The organism is Alistipes sp. An66 (assembly GCF_002161445.1).
Classification (GTDB): domain Bacteria; phylum Bacteroidota; class Bacteroidia; order Bacteroidales; family Rikenellaceae; genus Alistipes; species Alistipes cottocaccae.
Genome location: NZ_NFHT01000019.1, coordinates 24308 through 43767, shown reverse-complemented (window position 1 = coordinate 43767; position 19460 = coordinate 24308). Strand labels below are relative to the sequence as shown.

At 60.9% G+C, this 19460-nt stretch carries 17 protein-coding genes; 16 read left to right on the top strand and 1 reads right to left on the bottom strand.

The genetic code is table 11. The features are described from left to right. Positions 1-3 precede the first annotated feature (3 nt). The 6 genes from B5G16_RS11040 (at position 4) to B5G16_RS11015 (ending at position 8556) form a co-directional block, all read left to right on the top strand. Positions 4-2481, top strand: a complete 2478-nt coding sequence (locus B5G16_RS11040; RefSeq protein WP_143260876.1) for a hypothetical protein — start codon at positions 4-6, stop codon at positions 2479-2481. Positions 2482-2569: 88 nt separating this feature from the next. Further along, complete coding sequence (locus tag B5G16_RS11035; RefSeq protein WP_087263794.1) at positions 2570-4582, top strand: S8 family peptidase; 2013 nt, start codon at positions 2570-2572, stop codon at positions 4580-4582. Positions 4583-4603: 21 nt separating this feature from the next. Next, positions 4604-5059 (top strand): hypothetical protein, encoded by a 456-nt coding sequence (locus B5G16_RS11030; protein WP_087263793.1) that lies wholly within the window; start codon positions 4604-4606, stop codon positions 5057-5059. Between the two features lie 210 nt (positions 5060-5269). After that, on the top strand, positions 5270-6148 hold the full coding sequence (locus B5G16_RS11025) for an enoyl-ACP reductase FabI (protein WP_087263813.1): 879 nt from the start codon (positions 5270-5272) through the stop codon (positions 6146-6148). A 321-nt stretch (positions 6149-6469) separates the two neighbouring features. Further along, the gene (locus B5G16_RS11020; RefSeq protein ID WP_087263811.1) at positions 6470-7909 is read left to right on the top strand and encodes a Na+/H+ antiporter NhaC family protein; all 1440 of its coding nucleotides are present in this window, start codon (positions 6470-6472) and stop codon (positions 7907-7909) included. After that, positions 7906-8556 (top strand): HAD family hydrolase, encoded by a 651-nt coding sequence (locus tag B5G16_RS11015; RefSeq protein ID WP_087263792.1) that lies wholly within the window; start codon positions 7906-7908, stop codon positions 8554-8556. The genes B5G16_RS11020 and B5G16_RS11015 overlap by 4 nt, the downstream gene beginning before the upstream one ends. 109 nt (positions 8557-8665) lie before the next feature. Here B5G16_RS11015 and B5G16_RS11010 read toward each other — a convergent pair whose 3' ends face one another. Continuing rightward, complete coding sequence (locus B5G16_RS11010; protein WP_087263791.1) at positions 8666-9802, bottom strand: sigma-54-dependent transcriptional regulator; 1137 nt, start codon at positions 9800-9802, stop codon at positions 8666-8668. A 239-nt stretch (positions 9803-10041) separates the two neighbouring features. On the opposite strand from B5G16_RS11010, the gene B5G16_RS11005 reads away from it, so the two are divergent. The 10 genes from B5G16_RS11005 (at position 10042) to B5G16_RS10960 (ending at position 19226) form a co-directional block, all read left to right on the top strand. Next, entirely contained in the window at positions 10042-10740 is a 699-nt protein-coding gene (locus tag B5G16_RS11005) for a DUF4290 domain-containing protein (RefSeq protein ID WP_087263809.1), read from the top strand. Between the two features lie 60 nt (positions 10741-10800). Beyond that, positions 10801-11946 (top strand): TlpA disulfide reductase family protein, encoded by a 1146-nt coding sequence (locus B5G16_RS11000; RefSeq protein ID WP_087263790.1) that lies wholly within the window; start codon positions 10801-10803, stop codon positions 11944-11946. After that, on the top strand, positions 11943-12713 hold the full coding sequence (locus B5G16_RS10995) for a UDP-2,3-diacylglucosamine diphosphatase (protein ID WP_087263789.1): 771 nt from the start codon (positions 11943-11945) through the stop codon (positions 12711-12713). The genes B5G16_RS11000 and B5G16_RS10995 overlap by 4 nt, the downstream gene beginning before the upstream one ends. After that, positions 12710-13603, top strand: a complete 894-nt coding sequence (gene thyA, locus B5G16_RS10990) for a thymidylate synthase (protein ID WP_087263788.1) — start codon at positions 12710-12712, stop codon at positions 13601-13603. Before B5G16_RS10995 ends, thyA begins: the two co-directional genes overlap by 4 nt. 144 nt (positions 13604-13747) lie before the next feature. Next, positions 13748-14227, top strand: a complete 480-nt coding sequence (locus tag B5G16_RS10985; protein WP_087263787.1) for a dihydrofolate reductase — start codon at positions 13748-13750, stop codon at positions 14225-14227. 78 nt (positions 14228-14305) lie between these two features. After that, the gene (locus tag B5G16_RS10980; protein WP_087263786.1) at positions 14306-15004 is read left to right on the top strand and encodes a 4Fe-4S dicluster domain-containing protein; all 699 of its coding nucleotides are present in this window, start codon (positions 14306-14308) and stop codon (positions 15002-15004) included. A gap of 4 nt (positions 15005-15008) precedes the next feature. After that, complete coding sequence (locus B5G16_RS10975; protein WP_087263785.1) at positions 15009-16097, top strand: CoB--CoM heterodisulfide reductase iron-sulfur subunit B family protein; 1089 nt, start codon at positions 15009-15011, stop codon at positions 16095-16097. Continuing rightward, a complete protein-coding gene (locus tag B5G16_RS10970) occupies positions 16097-17104 on the top strand; it encodes an FAD-dependent oxidoreductase (protein ID WP_087263784.1) in 1008 nt (335 codons plus the stop codon). Before B5G16_RS10975 ends, B5G16_RS10970 begins: the two co-directional genes overlap by 1 nt. A 2-nt stretch (positions 17105-17106) precedes the next feature. Further along, a complete protein-coding gene (locus B5G16_RS10965; RefSeq protein ID WP_087263783.1) occupies positions 17107-17442 on the top strand; it encodes a 4Fe-4S dicluster domain-containing protein in 336 nt (111 codons plus the stop codon). Between the two features lie 2 nt (positions 17443-17444). Next, complete coding sequence (locus B5G16_RS10960) at positions 17445-19226, top strand: (Fe-S)-binding protein (RefSeq protein ID WP_087263782.1); 1782 nt, start codon at positions 17445-17447, stop codon at positions 19224-19226. Positions 19227-19460: the final 234 nt, after the last annotated feature.

Genomic DNA, 19460 nt, shown 5'->3' with positions numbered 1-19460 from the left:
ACAGTGAAGACTCTTAAATATCTTTTGTGGACGTTCCTGGCAGCGGCTTTTGCAACCGCCTGCACGGATGATCCGACCTATACCTCCGGCGCCGAAGAGGACCCGAATACCTACGGGGTTTATTTCCCGACGCAGACTTCACCCACGGAGGTGGAAGTCTCCTCGACTCAGACTCCGGAGATCACCTACAAGGTGTGCCGGACCCGGGCTCTCGAAGCCATTTCGGTTCCCATTGTCGTTTCGACGAGCGAGGAGGGCATCTTCGAACTCGATGACCACATCTTCTTCGGTCCCGGCGAAACGGAAACCGAGTTTACCGTCTCCTTTCCCAATGCCGAGAAGGGTGTGGAGTATACGTGCGACATCCGGATCGAGGATCCGCACTATATCTACGTCTACGGGCCCAAAGCCACGTCGCTCTCCTTCTCGGTCATACGGGCCGACTGGGTGCTCGTGACCAGCGAGGACGGTACGGCTACCAAGGGCAAGTGGCGCGATGACCTTATCAGCAACATTTATAGTACGACAGGCTCCGGTTTCAATCCCAACCCGGAGGTCGAGGTGGAGATCTACGAGCGCGACGACAAACCGGGCCTCTATCGCATGAAGGTCTACAATGCAGCCTTCATGACGGCCCTGTCCGGTTCCTCGAACCTCTCCTATCAGTGCCGTGACCTTTATACGACGATCGACGCCACCAACCCGCAGAAGGTCTACATTCCCTACCAGTCCACGGGACTCGGGCTGTTGACCGCCGACGGCGAGATCCGTATCGCCTCGAACGTTTCGGAAAACTTCTCGATGGACGAATCCACGAGCCAGTATGGAACGATGGAGGATGGAGTCATAACGTTCCCGGTTCAGAGCATCATGCTCGAATTGGAGAAACAGGCCGGAGCCTTCTTCTATGGGAATATTTCGGGTCTGTTGCGCATTCAGATGCCGGGAATCAAGGCCCCCGATTACACGGTGAAACTCACGAAGCATGAGCCTGAAAACGGGGTGGTCGACATCGATGCCGAATTCGTTGCGGATGCCAAAGTGATGAAGTACGCCCTTTACGAAGGAGTTGTCGACGACGGCCAGGCCAGCCTGTATGCCCAGGATCTGGATGCCCAGCGGGACAAGCCCGATACCTTCGACGACTCCATCTCGGCAACGGGGACCATCAAGATTGAAGGTCTCAAAACCGGCAAGTATACACTCGTGGGATGCGTTTATGACGATGAGAAGGAAGGCATGAAGTCCTATGCGTTCGTTTCGTTCGGCTATGTCGCTCCGGGTGAGGAGAAAAAGATCGATCTGAACTGGGGACTTGAAAAAACCAATGAATACGCCGGCATGGGCATCTCCTCGGAGAATGCAGCGAGGTTCTATGCCTACGGTTCGGAGATCGAATCCCTGGTCTTCGGAATCTTCCGCTCCGACCGGTTCGACAGCTCGCTGATCGACGATATGCTCAAAGCCCAGGGCGACGCCTTGTCGGCCGAGGAGCTCGCAAATATCAACGACGGCTATTTCAGCATCATGCTTACCGGCCTGAACGGCGGTACCGAGTACACTTTTGTGATGCAGGTCAACAACGGGTACTATACCGAAACGAAGACTGCGAAGTACACGACGGAGGGTACCTTCAATCCGGGCTTGGAGTACTATCTGTATGAGGATTTCTATGAAAACAGCCAGCAGCCGACGGTCGAAGAGCTGACCGGTACGACGTGGAACTATTACGCCACCAACTTGATGGATGATAATGCAAAACGTCGGAAGATCGGCCAGGTTACGATGACCCTGGATCCGGAATTGAGCACCGAATCGGGATCCGTAATGCGGATCAAGGGCCTCTCGGGCATCGAATTCTGGGAAGGCGGCGATCTGCTGGGAACCTACATTCCCCAAAACTCGACCTATTCGGGATATACCGGAGCATTGAGCCTCAGCGCCAACGACACTTATTCGGAGGGCGTTTACAACGGCCAGACGGTTTACCCGGCCTTCCTGCCTTCGGACAATTCGGGTGTCTACTTCGGAGAATGCATGTTCATCGGAGCTGTCGCCGACGGGTATCTCTACTGCATCCCGTCGCCCCGGGCCCAGGATCTGGGGGGCAAGTCGTTCACCTATCTGTTCACGGGTTCGACTTACGATCTTTTCAGCCTGATGACCGAAATGATGCTCGTGGATCCCGAGAAGGATCTCGGCGGAATTTCCGAAACGGCACAGAAGAATATCGCCGCCATGCGCGAAAAGGTGATGAACGGACTCCAACCGCGGAACTTCGTCGAACTGCCCGAATTCGCTGCACAGCCCGCCCTTTCGCAGCGGGAACGGCCGCTGCCGCTCAATGCCGCGACCGGACGCTTCCCGGTTCCGGCTCCGGCTGCAAAGCGTGCGCAGGCGAAATTCTCGACAGGAGCGATCTCGTCTCCTGCTGCCGGTCCGGAAATGACCTTCACAAGAATCGGAAAGAAAGTAGAATAAGAACGGCGAGCTCCGGAACGAGACCGGGATCCCGCATCCGGGCGTCCGGTCCCGTTCCGCCGAGCGAACCTCAACACGACAAATTCATATGCAGAACAGAAAAAAAGTATTGATTCTTGCTTCGATCCTCCTGGCCGCATGCGCTACGGATCCCATTCAAGAAAGTACCGATACGGTCGTAACCCCGGAGGAGACTGTCGCAGCCAAAATCTGCAATACGTCGCAGTCCGCCATCAAGGGAATGATCATCGCCAAGTTCAACGATGAGGTGATTCCCGTCCTCGAACAGGCTGTCGCTCAACAGGCCGCGACCCGCTCGCAGGTGACCCGTTCGGGCATCGAGAGTGTCGACGACATCTTCCAGAATCTGGACGTGACATCGTTCGAGCGCGTGTTCCCCGAGGCCGGGGAGCGTGAGCCCCAGACCCGGGCCGCAGGGCTGCACAAATGGTATGTGATCTATTTCGATGAGGAGCAGGATCTCGACGAGGCGGCCGAGCAGCTGGCTTCGGTGGCCGAGATCTCCCAGATTCAGTTCAGCGCTACCCGCTGCAAGATGTACGACGGCAAGTCCTATCCCTTCACGGGCGGCACCCCCGGTCGGACGCGGGCGCTGGTCACGTCGGATTTCAACGACCCGAACCTCTTCTGGCAGTGGCACTACATCAACAATGCCGATGAGGCCGTCGCCAAGACGGCCCGGGTAGGAGCCGACATCAATGCTGCCGAAGCCTGGAAAATGACGGCCGGATCCCCCGAGGTCATCGTGGCCGTCGTCGACGAGGGCATCAAGTATACCCATCCGGATCTGGCTGCCAATATGTGGACCAATCCCGAACCCTCGCCGGAATACAACAAAGAGGATATCCACGGCTATAATTTCGTGGACGGCGGACCCATTACGTGGGACAAGCGAGAGACTGCGATCAACGGCGAAGAGGTGGGCGATTCGGGCCACGGAACGCACGTTGCGGGTACGGTCGCTGCGGTGAACAACAACGGTATCGGAGTGGCGGGAGTCGCCGGCGGTACGGGGAAAAACGACGGCGTGCGTCTGATGTCGTGCCAGATCTTCTCCGGAAAGAATAGCGCCAACGACGTGATTGTCAGCCGTGCCATCAAGTATGCCGCCGATCACGGAGCCTCGATCCTGCAATGCTCCTACGGATATGAGAATACCGATGTTTCGAACGACCGTATGTATGCGTCGCGTTCGCCGCTGGAATACGAGGCGCTGCGCTTCTTCATGTCGACGAGCAACTGTGCTGCGCTCGACGGAGGTCTGGTCTTCTTCTCGGCCGGCAACGAAGGACTTTCCATGGCAAGCTATCCCGGTGCCTATCGGGAGTGCATCTCGGTGACGTCGATTGCTCCGGACTATCTGCCGGCCTACTACACCTGCTACGGCTACGGCTGCAACGTGGCTGCTCCGGGCGGCGAGACCGTCGGTTTGAGCGGTGGTGAGAAAGCCGGAATTCTTTCGACACTCTGCTCCGAGATCTCCGGAGAGGATTACGGATACATGCAGGGAACCTCAATGTCCTGCCCCCATGCTTCGGGTGTGGCGGCTCTGGGTCTTTCCTATGCGTTGGCCAAAGGCAAACACTACACGCGCGAGGAGTTCATTTCGATGTACCTCACCTCGGTCAACGATTTGGAGTCCTATCTTGAAGGGACGAAGGTCACCGGCGCCAGCCTCAATCTGGAAGATTATCGCGGCAAGATGGGTACCGGTCTGATCGATGCCTACCAGCTGCTGATGCAGATCGAAGGCACGCCTTGCCTGAAAGTCCCGACCGGAGAACTGCAACTCATCACCCTGACGAAGTATTTCGGAGGTTCGGCGCAGAATCTTACCTATCAGGGAGTCGAGATCTCGAAGGAGGATCAGGAGAAACTCGGAATGACAGCCGCGCCGAAGATGTACAACGGCCAGCTCATGATCAAATGCTCGAAACCCGGTGTAGCCCATATCACGGTCAAGGCCGTCGGCGGCGGCACCCGCCCCGGCTCCGAGACTATCGTGGGCGGAATCGAGATTTCCAAGAAATTCGCCATCATCGCCCGGGATTCGGGCGCTCAAAACGGAGGTTGGCTTTAACATGAAATTGCACTGAAACACATGAAAAAATACATCTATTTTCTCATTGCTGTATCGGCATGTCTGTTCGTCGGTTGTTCGGACGATGACGACAATACGGTTACCATTGATTCGAGAGTGGTCGGCGAATGGCAGCTGATCAACTGGAACGGCGACAAGGCGGAGGATTTCGACGTCTATCTCGAACTCCTGTCCGACGGTTCGTTCAACCTCTACCAGCGTGTGGAGTACTCGTATTACGAACATTTCGCAGGGACCTTCTCGGTTGGCGAAAACCTTCTGCAAGGTCGTTACAGCGACGGTAAACCGTGGGCTGGGGAATACGATTATGCCCTTTCCGACGGCGGCTATACGTTGACGCTGACCGATCGGAAGAGCAACGAAGTGAACATATACACCCGTATGCAGCAGATCCCCGAAGATGTGCGGAAGACGAGTGTGACTCGATCCGCTTCGGGACGTAGCCGGTTCCTCTGACGGCTCGCTCCGCAACGAACGACGGATGGCTCCTTATGGGCCATCCGTCTCTTTTTTGAAGAGGCGACGTGCGGAAGAACGGCGTGATGACCTTGTTTTGCGGGTCCGCCCTGCCGCGTTTCAAGTCCGGTGTCGGTGTCGTTAGTGGGTGATTGAACGCCGATTGAAAAAAAAGTGTTATATTTGCCCGAATTTTTAAACCAAAATACGATGGGAAACTTATTGAAAGGAAAGAAGGGTCTGATCTTCGGAGCCCTGAACGAGCAATCCATTGCCTGGAAAGTGGCGGAACGCGCCGTGGAAGAGGGAGCCGAGATCGTACTCACCAATACCGCCGTATCGATCCGCATGGGAACCATCAGCCAGCTGGCTGAAAAATGCAATACGATCGTCGTCCCGGCCGATGCCACCAGCGTCGAGGACCTCGAAAACCTCATCGACAAGACCATGGAGCACTTCGGCGGCAAGTTCGACTTCATGCTCCACTCGATCGGCATGTCGCCCAACGTCCGCAAGGGCCGCACGTACGACGACCTCGACTACGACTACCTGGCCAAGACGCTCGACATCTCGGCCATCTCGTTCCACAAGGCCATCCAGGTGGCCCGCAAGAAGGACGCCATCAACGAGTGGGGTTCGATCGTGGCGCTGTCGTACATCGCCGCACAGCGTACGCTCTACGGCTACAACGACATGGCCGATGCCAAGGCCCTGCTGGAATCCATCGCCCGCAGCTTCGGATACATCTACGGACGCGAGAAGCACGTGCGCATCAACACCGTCTCGCAGTCGCCGACGCAGACCACGGCCGGCAGCGGCGTGCTCGGATTGGGCGACCTGATGGCATTCGCCGAGAGCATGTCGCCGCTGGGCAACGCCACGGCCGAGGATTGCGCCGACTATGTGCTGACGCTCTTCTCCGACTACACGCGCAAGGTCACGATGCAGAACCTCTACCACGACGGCGGATTCTCGTCGATGGGTATGTCGCGCCGCGCGATGCGCACCTACGAGAAGGGCATGCGTTTCGACGACGTACACGAGCATCAGTACCCCTTCGGCGGCGGACCTGCCGAGGAGACGAAATAGCCGGTCGGGCCTTTGCCCGGTATGTTGCGGGAGCGGTGATTTCGGTCGCCGCTCTTTTTTGCTTCTCCGCCGTGCGGGACGCTTCCGCCCGCGGCCCTTTGGGCGATCGTCGGGATGCCGGGCTCGTTTTTCGGCCTCCGCTCTTTTTTGCACCTTCCGGGAGAGCGGCGAGTGGGACATGGATGGAACGAATGGCGAATGCGGAAAGAACGGTGGAGGGCGGAGACCGTCTGGCGGACCTCTTTCGGCTTGAAACGCGGGTTTCCCTGAAAAATTTGCTACTTTTGCACCCGGAAAGGTTGGAATGTTTTTGAGATGAATATGGAAACGAATCCCCGGAAGCGGCCCTCGCCCTGGGTCTCGGCCATCCCGCTGGCCGTCCTGACGCTGCTGCTCTATGCGGTCATCCGCGCCTTCGGCGGAGACGCCATCAACGGCGGCAGCCAGATCGCCCTGCTGTCGGCCACATCGGTCTGCGTGATGCTCTCGATCGGCATCTACCGCTGCCGCTGGGAGGTGCTCGAAGAGGCCATCATCGACAACATCCGCGCTTCGGCATCGGCCATTCTGATCCTGCTGCTCATCGGCGCCATCGCCGGTACGTGGATGGTTTCGGGGGTCGTCCCCACGTTGATCTACTACGGCTTGCAGGTCCTCCATCCGTCGTTTTTCCTCGTTGCGTCGTGTGTCATCTGCGCCGTCGTGTCGCTCATGACCGGCAGTTCGTGGACCACCATCGCCACCATCGGCGTCGCGCTGATGGGTATCGGCCGCGCCATGGGGTTCCCCGAAGGGTGGGTCGCCGGCGCCATCATCTCGGGTGCCTACTTCGGCGACAAGCTCTCGCTGTTGTCCGACACCACGGTCCTCGCCTCGTCGACCGTCGGCGTCAACGTCTTCTCCCACATCCGTTACATGCTCTATACGACCGTGCCGTCGATGCTCATCGCCCTCGGGGTCTTCACCGTCGTCGGACTGACTCTCGACCACGGCTCCGCCACCCACGCCGAAGGCTATGCCGCAGCGTTGGCCGCGACGTTCCGCATCTCGCCCTGGCTGCTCCTGGTGCCGCTGGCCACGGGCGTGTTGATCGCCCGCAAGCTCCCGGCCATCGTGACCCTCTTCTGTGCCGTAGTCTTCGCCTGCGTGGCGATGCTCGCGGCACAACCCGGGCTGGTGGTGCAGGTCGCCGGAGGTGCGGAACTCGATGCCATGACCGCCTTCCGCGGCGTGCTTGCGACCTGCTTCGGCCCCACGGCGATCCCCACCGGAACGCCCCAGTTGGACGAACTCGTCGCCACGCGCGGCATGGCCGGCATGCTCAACACCGTGTGGCTGATCATCTGCGCCATGTGCTTCGGCGGTGTGATGACCGGAAGCGGCATGCTGCGTTCGCTGACCGAGATCTTCCTGCGCTGGGTCCGCCGGACCTTCTCGGCCGTGGCCTCGACCGTCGGGGCCGGGATCTTCTTCAACCTCTGCACCGCCGACCAGTATATCTCGATCATCCTCTCGGGCCGTCTGTTCCGCGATCTCTACGCCGAACGCGGGCTGGAACCGCGCCTGTTGAGCCGCTCGGTCGAGGATTCGGCCACGGTCAGTTCGGTGCTCGTTCCGTGGAACTCCTGCGGCATGACCCAGGCCACGGTCCTCGGTGTCTCGACCTTCGTCTACATGCCTTACTGCATTTTCAATATCGTTTCGCCGCTGATGTCGCTCCTGGTGGCGGCCATCGGCTGGAAGATCAAAAAGGGAAAATGAATACCGAACTCGTCATCTTCGACCTCGACGGCACGCTGCTCGACACGATCGGCGACCTGGCCGTCGCCTGCAACGCCGTGCTGGCCGTGCGGGGGCTCCCGCAGCACTCCTACGAGGAGTATTGCCGCTTCGTCGGGAACGGCATCATGCGTCTCGTCGAACGGGCGCTGCCCGAGCCGCTGCGCACGCCGGAGAACGTCGCCCTCGTGCGGGCCGACTTCGTGGCGTACTACACCGCACACATCGACCGCCATACGAAACCCTATGCGGGGATTCCGGAGGTGGTGGCCGAACTCGCGCGCCGGGGGGTGCGGATGGCCGTGGCCTCGAACAAGTTCCAGGCCGGGACCGAAAAACTCATCCGCCTGTTTTTCCCGGACGCGGCGTTTGCGGCGGTCTTCGGGCAGCGTCCGGGCGTGCCGCTGAAACCCGATCCGGCGGTCGTGGAGGAGATTCTCGCCCGGACCGGGACGCCGAAGGAGCGCGTGCTCTATGTCGGCGACTCGGGCGTGGACATGCAGACGGCCGCCGCGGCCGGAGTCCGCTCCGCGGGGGTTACGTGGGGGTTTCGTGATCGGACCGAACTCGTAGAGTCCGGGGCCCGGCATATCGTCGACCGGCCCGAAGAGCTCCTCGGGCTGTTGTAGGGCGGGGGCGGAGGACCTCCGGCGTTCCTTTCTCCGAACCTGTTCCGCGGCTGGTTCCGCGGCCGTGTCTGCGGCGGATTTCCGCGGCGGGGCATCGGAATCTCTCCGCTCAACAGTAATTCTTTACGTCCTCGGCCGTGATCTCCTCGCCGGAGAGGATCAGCAGCCGCTCGACGACGTTCCGCAACTCGCGGATGTTGCCCGTCCACGGCATCCCCTGCAACAGCGCCATCGCCTCCGGACGGATCGGTTTCGGTTCCCGCCCGTATTCTCCGGCGATCGTGCGGATGAAGTGCTCCACGAGATCCGGAATGTCGTCCGGATGCTCGCGCAGCGTCGGAACCCGTACGACGATCACCGCCAGCCGGTGGTAGAGGTCTTCACGGAAATTCCCGCGGCGGATCTCCTCGCGCAGATCCTTGTTCGTGGCCGCCAGCACCCGCACGTCGACTTCGATCTCCTTGTCGCCGCCCACGCGGCTGATGCGGCTCTCCTGCAACGCCCGCAGCACCTTGGCCTGCGCCGCGAGCGACATGTCGCCGATCTCGTCCATGAAGAGCGTGCCGCCGTCGGCCTGTTCGAATTTCCCCTTGCGCTGCTTCACCGCCGAGGTGAAGGCCCCGCGCTCGTGTCCGAAGAGCTCGCTCTCGATCAGCTCCGAAGGAATCGCCGCACAGTTCACCTCGACGAACGGCCCGCCGGCCCGCCCGCTCTTCGCATGCAGCCAGCGTGCCACGAGCTCCTTGCCCGTGCCGTTCTCCCCGGTGATCAGCACCCGGGCCTCGCACGGCGCCACCTTGTCGATGAGCTGCCGCACGTGTTCGATCTCGGGCGAGAAGCCGATGATCCGCTCCGCCTGCACGGGGTGCGCACGGCGGCTCCGGTGTGCGGAGGAGGGGGCCGTCGGCGACGACTCCTGTGCGGGGGGCTCCAACACCCGGTGCAGGGTCTGCAACAGCCGGTTCATGTCCACCGGTTTGGTCAGGAAATCCTGTGCTCCGTTGCGTACCGCCTCGACCGCCGTGTCGATCGACCGGTCGGACGAAAGCACGATGAAGGGGATCTCCGGATCGGGAATCCGGCACTCCGTGTCGGAGATGATCACGTCGAAGGGAATCTTCCCGCACAGGGTCCCCGCCTCCGTCTCGTCCCCGGCGGTCTCGGCGGAGAATCCTTCGTACTCCAACCGCTCCCGCAACACGTTTCGCACGCTTTTTGATCGGTCCAGAATTAAAACTTTTGCCATAACTTGTTTTTCCTGAAATTTTACTACTTTTGCCGAAGATAAAAACCCCGGATCAGAACCCCGTTTCGTACGGCTTCCGGTCCAAAGGTAGAACTTTCTGCCGCGTAAAACCAATTCCGGAGCGACGCGCCGACAGGCCCGGACTCCGCATGAAAACGTCTTGAATCGGTCCATCGCAAAAAACCGCACGGACGCTCCCGATGCCGGTTTGCTGCATGAGGCGGGACCCCGCACACAATATGAAAAAGAACTATAACTACACACGACGCAAGTTGTATCTGCCCGAATACGGGCGTCATATTCAGGAGATGATCGACTCCCTGTCGCAGATCGAGGACCGTCGCGAACGCAACCGGCAGGCCCGGGCCGTGATCGCCGTCATGGGCAACCTCAACCCGTTGCTGCGCGATACGGCGGATTTTACCCACAAGCTCTGGGACCATCTCTTCATCATGTCTGATTTCCAGCTCGATGTCGACTCGCCCTATCCGCGCCCGACGCGTCAGGAGCTGACCGTGACGCCGAACCGCATGCCCTATACCCAGGGTCGCATCACCTTCAAGCACTACGGCAAGTACGTCGAGCGCATGATCGGCAGTTTGGCGACGGTGGAGAACCCGCGTGCCGTGGCGTCGGCCGTCGACAACCTGGCCCGCTACATGCGTACGAAAAGCTACGAGTACAACCAGGAACACCCCAACAACGAGGTGATCGTAAAGGATATCAAACGCATGTCCGGGGGGAGCATCCAGATCGACGAAGAGGCCCTGAATAATCTCCGAAGCGACTATAAACAGCCCTTTTCGGCGCGTCCCCAGAAGGGCGGCCAGCCGCACCGCACACCCCACCAGCAGCAGCGGCAGCAGAAAAACCGAAACCAGCAGCAACACCGCACCTTCGCAAAAAACAACGGCGCGCATCGCAATTCTTCGAAATAAACGCGGATGTTTGCGGAAAAATCGTTATCTTTATTTTCTCAATTGCGAAAACAATCGCCCATGAACAAGCAAACGCTTTTCGGAATACTCCTCGCTGCGGTGTCGATGTGGGGTTGCCAGTCGTCGAAAGTCAGGATCTCGGGCCGCTTCGTCGGCAACGACGCCCGGGAGGTCTATCTCGAACAACTCGCGCCGCTGGCGCAGACGGTCATCGACTCGACGCGCCTGTCCGAGGACGGCAGTTACCGCTTTCAACTCAAAGACGTCCCCGCGACGCCCGTTCTCTACAACCTCGTCTACAACGGCGAACGCATTCCGCTGCTGCTGGCCGGCGGCGACCGGCTGACGGTGTCGTCCGTGGGCAGCGTCGTGCGCAACTATACGGTCGAGGGCTCCGTCGAGTCGGAGCTGTTGCGGCAGTTCTACCAGGCCTTCGTCAGCGGCGCCCAGCAGCTGGACGACCTTGCGGCCCGCTTTGCCGATCCGGACCTCACGGAGGAGAAACGCCGCACGCTGGCTGCGGAATATACGTCCGAATACTACCGGATCCGCCGCGAACAGCTGCGCTTCATCATCGAGAACAAATCCTCGCTCGCGGCCGTCTATGCACTCTACCAGCGCCTGCCGGGCGACGCCTTCCTCTTCAACGGCGACAGCGACGTGGTCTATTACCGCACGGTGGCCGAGGCCCTCGAAAAGAGTTATCCCGAATCGCCCTACCTGCAATCGCTCCTCGCGGAGATCACCCGCATGGATGCCCGGATGAGTCTCTCGACGCGGATCACCGAGGCGAAATATCCCGATCTGGAACTCATGGACATGTACGGCAAGAAGGTCAGCCTGTCGTCGCTGGCGGGCAAGGTGATCCTGCTGGACTTCTGGTCCGCGGAGCTCGGAACGAGCAATGCGCTGAATGCCGATTTGAAGGAGATCTACCGCAAGTATGCCGACGCACCCGTAGGGTTCGAGGTTTATCAGGTGGCCATCGACACCTCCAAGGCCACGTGGATCACGGCCGTGCAGGAGCAGCAGCTGCCCTGGATCTCGGTGAGCGACCTGCGCGGACGCGGCTCGGCGGCCCTGGGGCTCTACAACGTGCAGAAAATACCCGCCAACTTCCTCATCGACAAGGACGGGGAGATCGTTGCCCGCGACATCCGCGGCAGGGAACTGGATGAAAAACTGCGTGAACTGACCGGATTATGATCTATTTCGCTTCCGACGTGCACCTCGGCGCCGGCGATGAAGCCGCGGCCCGGCGTGTGGAACGACGGTTCGTGGCGTGGCTCGACGCTGCGGCCCGCGATGCGGAGGCGATCTTTCTCGTAGGCGACATCTTCGATTTCTGGTTCGAATACCGGCGGGTGGTCCCCAAAGGGTTTGTCCGCACGCTGGGCAAGCTCGCCGAGCTGACCGACCGCGGCATCCGTGTGGCTTTCTTCACCGGGAACCACGACATGTGGGTCGGCGACTACCTCACCCGGGAGTGCGGGATCGAGGTCTACACCGCGCCGCAGCTGATGACGCTCTCCGGACGTCGGGTCTTCGTGGCCCACGGCGACAACATGAAGATCGACGGCCAGCCGATGCTGAAACTCCTGAACCGCACGTTCCGCTCGCGGACCATGAAACGCCTCTTCTCGTGGGGCGTGCATCCCGATCTGGCGATGAAATTCGGCCACTGGTGGAGCGGAAAATCGCGCAAGAGCCATAACAACAAGGATGAACGGGCCCGCCGGGAGGGTACGGGTGGCGGTTTCGATGCCTCGCTGACCGAACCGCTGATCGAATACGCCCGCGAATATGCGGCGGTGCATGCCGTGGATCACTTTGTTTTCGGACACATGCACTTCGCGCGGGATTTCCGCGAGGGGGCGCTGCATGTGGTGAACCTCGGCTGCTGGGAGAAGAACCCCGCCTACGCCGTGCTGGACGACCGGGGCGAGATGACGTTGAAATACCTGGAACCATGAAACAATACCTCGATCTGCTGCATCGGATCATGACCGAAGGCGTCGTGCGCGGCGACCGCACGGGAACCGGCACCAAAGGGGTCTTCGGGCATCAGATGCGTTTCGACCTGGAAGCCGGATTCCCGCTGCTGACCACCAAACGGGTCTTTCTGAAAGGGGTGATCCATGAGTTGCTGTGGTTTCTGAAAGGCGATACCAACATCCGCTATCTCGTCGAAAACGGCGTCCATATCTGGGACAACGACGCCTTCCGCTACTACAATGAGCTTTGCATCAGGAACGGGGTGCTGCCGCTCGACCGCGAGGCCTTTCTGGCGGCGGCGGGCGAGGAGTCGCCCATCGACGGCTACCGCTTCGGGGATCTGAACCACGTTTACGGTTACCAGTGGCGTTCGTGGCCGCGGCCCGACGGCGGGGTGGTGGACCAGATCGCCGAAGCCGTGGAGCTGATCCGCACGAATCCCGAGTCGCGGCGCATCCTGGTTTCGGCGTGGAACGTCCCGGAGATTGCACAGATGGCCCTGCCGCCGTGCCATGTGCTGTTTCAGTTCTATGTGGCCGAAGGGCGGCTGTCGTGCCAACTCTACCAGCGAAGCGCCGACACGTTCCTCGGCGTGCCGTTCAACATCGCCTCCTATGCGCTGCTCACGATGATGATGGCGCAGACCTGCGGACTGCGGCCCGGAGAGTTCATCCATACGCTGGGCGACACGCACCTCTACCTGAACCATCTGGAACAGGCCGCCGAACAGCTGCGCCGGGAGCCGCGGCCGCTGCCGACGCTGCGGCTGAATCCCGACGTGAAGTCGGTCTTCGACTTCCGCTACGAGGATTTCACGCTCGAAGGCTACGACCCCTGGCCGGCGATCAAGGCCCCGATGTCGTTCTGATCAATGGAGAATTGAGAATTGAAAATTGAGAATTAAGGGGAGTTTCTCGTTCTCTATGGTCATTCTCTGCATGATCGGGGATTCGGAGCACCGGGAATGGCGGCCGGAAGCGATCAAATTATAAACGGACCTATATACGCATTTATGCTTTCGATCATCGTGGCCGTTGCGGAGAACGGCGTCATCGGCGACAGGAACACGCTGCTGTGGCATATCTCCGAGGATCTGAAACACTTCAAGGCTCTGACGACCGGACATCCCGTCGTCATGGGGCGCAAGACCTTCGAATCGCTCGGACGGCCCCTCCCGAACCGCACCAATGTCGTCATCTCGCGGCAGGAGATCGCGCTGCCCGGGTGTCGGGTCGTCCACTCGCTCGACGAGGCGCTGGCGCTCTTTCCCGAGGAAGAGGAGGTCTTCGTCATCGGCGGGGCGCAGATCTATGCCGAAGCCCTGCCCCGTGCCGACCGGTTCTATCTGACGCGCGTCTTCCGCGCCTACGAGGGCGACACGCGCTTCCCGGAGTGGAACGAGAAAGAATGGCGGCTCGTGGAGTCCGAATCCTTCCCCCGCGGGAAGGAGTATCCCTGGCCTTTCGCGTTCGAACGCTGGGAGCGGCGTTAAATTAGGTATTTATACCACCGTGCGGGCCGCGCGGATTGTCTACCTTTGCACTGCAAAGGTTTTTTTGTGTTAGCTGGTATGGGAAAGTATTTCGACATGCTGATGGAGGATGTGCGCATGCGCGAGGGCCTGCACGCCTGCATGAACTGCGGCGTCTGCACGGGCGTCTGCCCCGCGGCCGAGTTCTACAACTACGACCCGCGGCAGATCGTCTCGATCGTCCAGACGCGCGACGACGATGCCATCGAGGCGCTGTTGAAGAGCGATACGATCTGGTATTGCGGCGAGTGCATGTCCTGCCGCCCGCGCTGCCCGCGCGGCAATACGCCGGGATATGTCATCCAGGCGCTGCGCACGCTGTCGCAGAAACTCGGCTTCTTCGTCGAGAGCGAGAAGGGCCGACAGCAGCTCGCCCTGAAACGCATCATCGGCGAGAACATCCTCCGCACGGGCTACTGCATCGTGCCGCGGCTCGTCAAACCCGAGCTGCATCCCGAGCAGGGCACCGTCTGGCAGTGGATCTACGACCATGACAAGGAGGTCTACGGGCAGTTCTCGCCCGTCTACATGCGTCACGGGGCCGGGGCCCTGCGCCGGCTCGACGAGGAGTCGCTCGCCGAGATCAACCGCATCTTCGAGGTGAGCGGCGGCAGCGCGATGTTCGAGACCATCGAGAAACACTCCGACCGCAAGGCCCGCGAAATGGGCTACGAGGAGGGCGCCGATCAGCAGTACATGATGGACGTCTTCTGCAACAACAGCAACGAGCACTATTAGAAAGATGATGAAGCGCAGAAGTTGGCAGGAGTATCAGAAGGAGATCGCCGACGACCGTTTTTACTACGCCCGCAGCTGCATCCGGCAGAACTTCTTCCCGGGCAGCGAGAAGGCCTTTATCGACATTCTGCAAAACGACCTCGGCAAGGACCTGCTCGACGATCCGAAGCATTCGTCCTGCACGGGGATCGGCTACCACTCGGACATCGTGCCGCTGGAAACGATCATGACGGTGGTGGCGCGGCAGTTCTCGCTGATGAACGAGGCGGGCTACGAGAACTTCGTTACCTCGTGCATCACCTCGTTCGGCATCTACTGCGAGATCCTCTCCACCTGGAACGAATTCCCCGAGACCGAGGAGAAGACCCGCGAGAACCTCCTGAAGGCCACGGGCCGCGAGTTCCGCAAACCGGCCAACGTCGCCCATACGTCGGACGTGATGTTCCACTTCCGCGACCAGATCGCCGCACGGGCCAAACACCGGCTGGTCAACGCCGTGACGGGCGAACCCCTGAAAGTCGTCGAGCACATCGGTTGCCACTACGCCAAGATATTCCCGAAATCCGGGATCGGCGGTTCCGAATTCCCCTACGTGCTGGCCGGCATGATCGAGTCGTGGGGCGGCGAGGTGGTCGACTATCCGGAACGGCGCCACTGCTGCGGATTCGGATTCCGCAACTACCTCGTGCAGGCCAACCGCGGCTACTCGATCGCCAACTCGCACAAGAAGCTCGAAAGCATGGCCCCCTACAAGCCGGACTTCATCGTCGCGAACTGCCCGGGGTGCGCGATGTTCCTCGACAAGTGGCAGTACGCCATCGCCGAGATGGAGGGTACGACCTACGGTCAGAACGGCCACGGCATCCCGGTGCTGACCTACGAGGAGATGGCCGGGCTGGTGCTGGGCTACGACCCCTGGGCGCTGGGCATCCAGATGCATCAGGTCGACGTCGAACCGCTGCTGGACAAGATGGGCATCGAATACGATCCCGCGGCCAAGTACCTGGGCCGCAACGGCAAATACATCGGAAAACCCGCGTCGGCGGTGGTCAACTGCTGCCCGACGGACACGATATACGACATCAGAGAGTAATGAAGAAACGCATCATCGTCATAGGCGGCGGCGTGGCGGGCATGCAGACGGCCCTGCGCCTCGCGGAACAGGGCGTCGAGCCCGTGATCGTCGAGAAGGAGCCCGAATTGGGCGGAAAATTGAGGGGTTGGCACGTGCTCTTCCCGTCGTTCACCCCGGCCGAGGAGGTGCTGACGGCCCTGCGCCGGCGCGTCAACGAGAGCGGCATCGAGGTGCTGACCTCTGCGGAGGTTACGGGCGTCGAGCCCCGCAGCGTGCAGCTGGCCGACGGCCGGGTGCTGACGTGCGACTCGGTGGTCGTCTCGACGGGCTTCACGCTCTTCGACGCTTCGATCAAGGAGGAGTACGGTTACGGCATCTACGACAACGTCATCACGTCGGCCGATCTCGAACGCATGTTCAACGAGGGTCGTGTGACGAAGGCCGACGGTACGGCGCCCCGCCGCATCGCCTTCCTGCACTGTGTCGGCTCGCGTGACGAGAAGGTCTGCCAGCAGCACTGCTCGAAGGTGTGCTGCGTCACGGGCGTGAAGCAGGCCATGGAGATGAAGCGGCTCTTCCCCGAGGCCGACGTCTTCAACTTCTACATGGATATCCGCATGTTCGGTCCCGGTTACGAGGAGATGTACCGCGAGGCGCAGCAGAAGTACAACATCCACTTCGTGCGCGGACGGATCTCGGAGGCCAGCCCCACGATCGAGGGGCGCGTGCAGATCAAGGCCGAGGATACGCTGACGGGGCGTCCGCTGCGCATGAGCGTCGACATGCTGGTGCTGCTCGTCGGCATGCGGGCCAACGACGACAACGCCGCACTGGCCGCGGGTGCCGGGCTGAACCGTGCGCCGAGCGGTTTTATGGCTCCGCGCGACCTCTTTCTGGAAAACGTGTGCAGCAACGTCGACGGCATCTTCTATGCCGGGGCGGTGACGGCACCCAAGAATATCGGCGAGACGTTGAACGAAGGGATTGCGGCGGCGGATGCCGCGGCCCGTTACGTGGGGGCATAGCGATGGCGGCGATCAATTTCGGATACACGATCTCGAAGCCCCGGGCCATCGATCTCGACCGCAACAACCTCCGCAAGAGCGACGAGATCCTGCGCGAGATGCCCGAATTGCAGACCTGCATCGGCTGCGGGGCCTGCACGGCAATCTGCACCGCGGGCAACCTCACGGAGTTCAACTTCCGCAAGGTCCACACGCTGGTGCGCCGCGGCGAGTATCAGGGCGCCTACGAGGAGATGAACAAGTGCATGCTGTGCGGCAAATGCCGTCTGGTCTGCCCCCGCGGGATCAATACCCGGGGTGTGGTGATGCTGATCAAACGTAAACTGGGAGATTTCTGACGATGACTTTCTACGCACCCTTCTGTCTGCCGTTCATCCTCGGCGCCGCGCTGATGTTCCTCATCGTGGCGTGGAAGTGGGGGAAATGGCTCTGGCTCCTGCCGCACGAGGACAAGATGCGGATCCTGCGCGGCCTGCCCACGCGCCGCACCGTCGCGGCGATCGGCGAGGTCGTCAGCGAATCGCTGCTGCACCGCCGGATCTTCCGCGTCAACCCCCTGCTGGGATACATGCACATGTCGCTGGCCTTCGGGTGGTTCCTGCTGATCCTGACGGGCTGGATCGAGACGATGGCCTATCTCGGCGTCCGCTGGGTGCCGATTCAGGGGCACATCTTCTTCAAGTACTTCGCCACGGGCCTCGAACACAAACCCGCGTTCGATTTCCTGATGGACCTGCTGCTGCTCTTCATCCTTTCGGGTGTGGCGCTGGCCTGGGGCAAGCGCTTCTGGTCGCGCGCCATGGGCATGCGCCGCACGACGAAACACGTCCTCGGCGACCGGCTGGCCCTTTCGGCCCTGTGGTTCATCTTCCCGGCGCGTCTGGTGGCCGAAAGCGCCACCTGCGCCCTCTATGGCGGCGGGGGATTCCTCACCGGGGGGCTCGGCGGCTGGATGGCCGCACACATCGGCGTCATGCCCCTCATGACGCTCGAATCCGTCGCCTGGTGGTTCTATTCGTCGTGTCTCGGACTCTTTTTCGTGGCGCTGCCCTTCTCGCGCTACATGCACATCCTTACGGAGGTGCCGCTGATCTTCCTGCGCCGCTACGGCGTGCGCTCCGGCGAGAAGGAGTCGTCGTACGACAACTTCCAGGTCGAGGCGTGCTCGCGCTGCGGCATCTGCATCGACCCCTGCCAGTTGCAGAGCGTGCTGGGAATCAACGACGTGCAGTCGGTCTACTTCCTGCGCGACCGCCGCTACGGACATCTGCGGTTGCAGGTGGCCGACAACTGCCTGATGTGCGGGCGCTGCGTCGAGAAATGCCCCGTAAACATCGACCTCAACACGCTGCGGCTCAACGCGCGCGACCGGATGCGCAACGTCCCCGACGAACGCCGCTACGACTATTTCAAGGGGCTGGACCGCTCGTCGGGAACGGGCAAGGTGGGCTATTTCGCCGGATGCATGACGCTGCTGACGCCGCGGACGCTCTCGGCCATGTCGGCGATCTTCGACGCCGCGGGCGAGGAGGTGTGGTGGGCCGACCGTGAGGGCGGGGTCTGCTGCGGGCGTCCGCTGAAACTCGCCGGCGAGACCGATTCGGCGCACAAGATGATGAAATACAACGCCGATCTTTTCCGCAGGCACGGCATTACGACGTTGGTCACGTCGTGCCCGATCTGTTTGAAGGTCTTCCGCGAGGATTACGACCTGCCGGGCGTTGAGGTGCTCCACCATTCGGAGTATATCCTGCGGCTGATCCGTGCGGGGCGCCTGACGCCGGAGCGGGGGACGACGCGCTTCACCTACCATGACCCCTGCGAGCTGGGGCGCGGCAGCGGGATCTACGACGAACCGCGTGCGGTGATCGAGGCGGTGGGCGAACTGTTGGAACCTGCCTCGACGCGCGAGAATGCCCTGTGCTGCGGGTCGTCGGTGGCCAACACGGCGATTTCGGACGGACAGCAGGTGCAGATCGCGCGTGCGGTGGCCGGGGAGCTGGAAGCGACGGGTGCCGAGGTGATCGTGACGGCCTGTCCGCTCTGCAAGAAGGCCATTGGCCGCGGAACGAAGGGTGAAGTGCGCGATCTGGCGGAGATCGTGGCCGGGGCATTGAAATAATTTTCCCGGCGTAAGGGTCTGATAAAAAGGCCGTATGCTTCATCGGCCGGGGGTCTGTGCGGTTTTCGATTTGGAGAAAAGATTTTTTTGACTTATCTTTGCACACGCAAAGGCGATAAAGGGTCCCGATGAGGCCGGCTGTGGAAAAGCGGTCGAGGAGTCCGATAAGGTCGGCGGTTTTGGAAAAATGTCGGCCGGGCTTTGGAAAGACGGTCGGAAGAGGGCACGGAAGAT

Coding starts and splice junctions, on each gene's coding strand:
- B5G16_RS10985 (WP_087263787.1), top strand. CDS start 13,748: ATGCTTTCGATCATCGTGGCCGTTGCGGAGAACGGCGTCATCGGCGAC.
- thyA (WP_087263788.1), top strand. CDS start 12,710: ATGAAACAATACCTCGATCTGCTGCATCGGATCATGACCGAAGGCGTC.
- B5G16_RS11015 (WP_087263792.1), top strand. CDS start 7,906: ATGAATACCGAACTCGTCATCTTCGACCTCGACGGCACGCTGCTCGAC.
- B5G16_RS11030 (WP_087263793.1), top strand. CDS start 4,604: ATGAAAAAATACATCTATTTTCTCATTGCTGTATCGGCATGTCTGTTC.
- B5G16_RS10975 (WP_087263785.1), top strand. CDS start 15,009: ATGATGAAGCGCAGAAGTTGGCAGGAGTATCAGAAGGAGATCGCCGAC.
- B5G16_RS11035 (WP_087263794.1), top strand. CDS start 2,570: ATGCAGAACAGAAAAAAAGTATTGATTCTTGCTTCGATCCTCCTGGCC.
- B5G16_RS10980 (WP_087263786.1), top strand. CDS start 14,306: ATGGGAAAGTATTTCGACATGCTGATGGAGGATGTGCGCATGCGCGAG.
- B5G16_RS11005 (WP_087263809.1), top strand. CDS start 10,042: ATGAAAAAGAACTATAACTACACACGACGCAAGTTGTATCTGCCCGAA.
- B5G16_RS10965 (WP_087263783.1), top strand. CDS start 17,107: ATGGCGGCGATCAATTTCGGATACACGATCTCGAAGCCCCGGGCCATC.
- B5G16_RS11020 (WP_087263811.1), top strand. CDS start 6,470: ATGGAAACGAATCCCCGGAAGCGGCCCTCGCCCTGGGTCTCGGCCATC.
- B5G16_RS11010 (WP_087263791.1), bottom strand. CDS start 9,802: ATGGCAAAAGTTTTAATTCTGGACCGATCAAAAAGCGTGCGAAACGTG.
- B5G16_RS11000 (WP_087263790.1), top strand. CDS start 10,801: ATGAACAAGCAAACGCTTTTCGGAATACTCCTCGCTGCGGTGTCGATG.
- B5G16_RS10970 (WP_087263784.1), top strand. CDS start 16,097: ATGAAGAAACGCATCATCGTCATAGGCGGCGGCGTGGCGGGCATGCAG.
- B5G16_RS11025 (WP_087263813.1), top strand. CDS start 5,270: ATGGGAAACTTATTGAAAGGAAAGAAGGGTCTGATCTTCGGAGCCCTG.
- B5G16_RS10995 (WP_087263789.1), top strand. CDS start 11,943: ATGATCTATTTCGCTTCCGACGTGCACCTCGGCGCCGGCGATGAAGCC.
- B5G16_RS10960 (WP_087263782.1), top strand. CDS start 17,445: ATGACTTTCTACGCACCCTTCTGTCTGCCGTTCATCCTCGGCGCCGCG.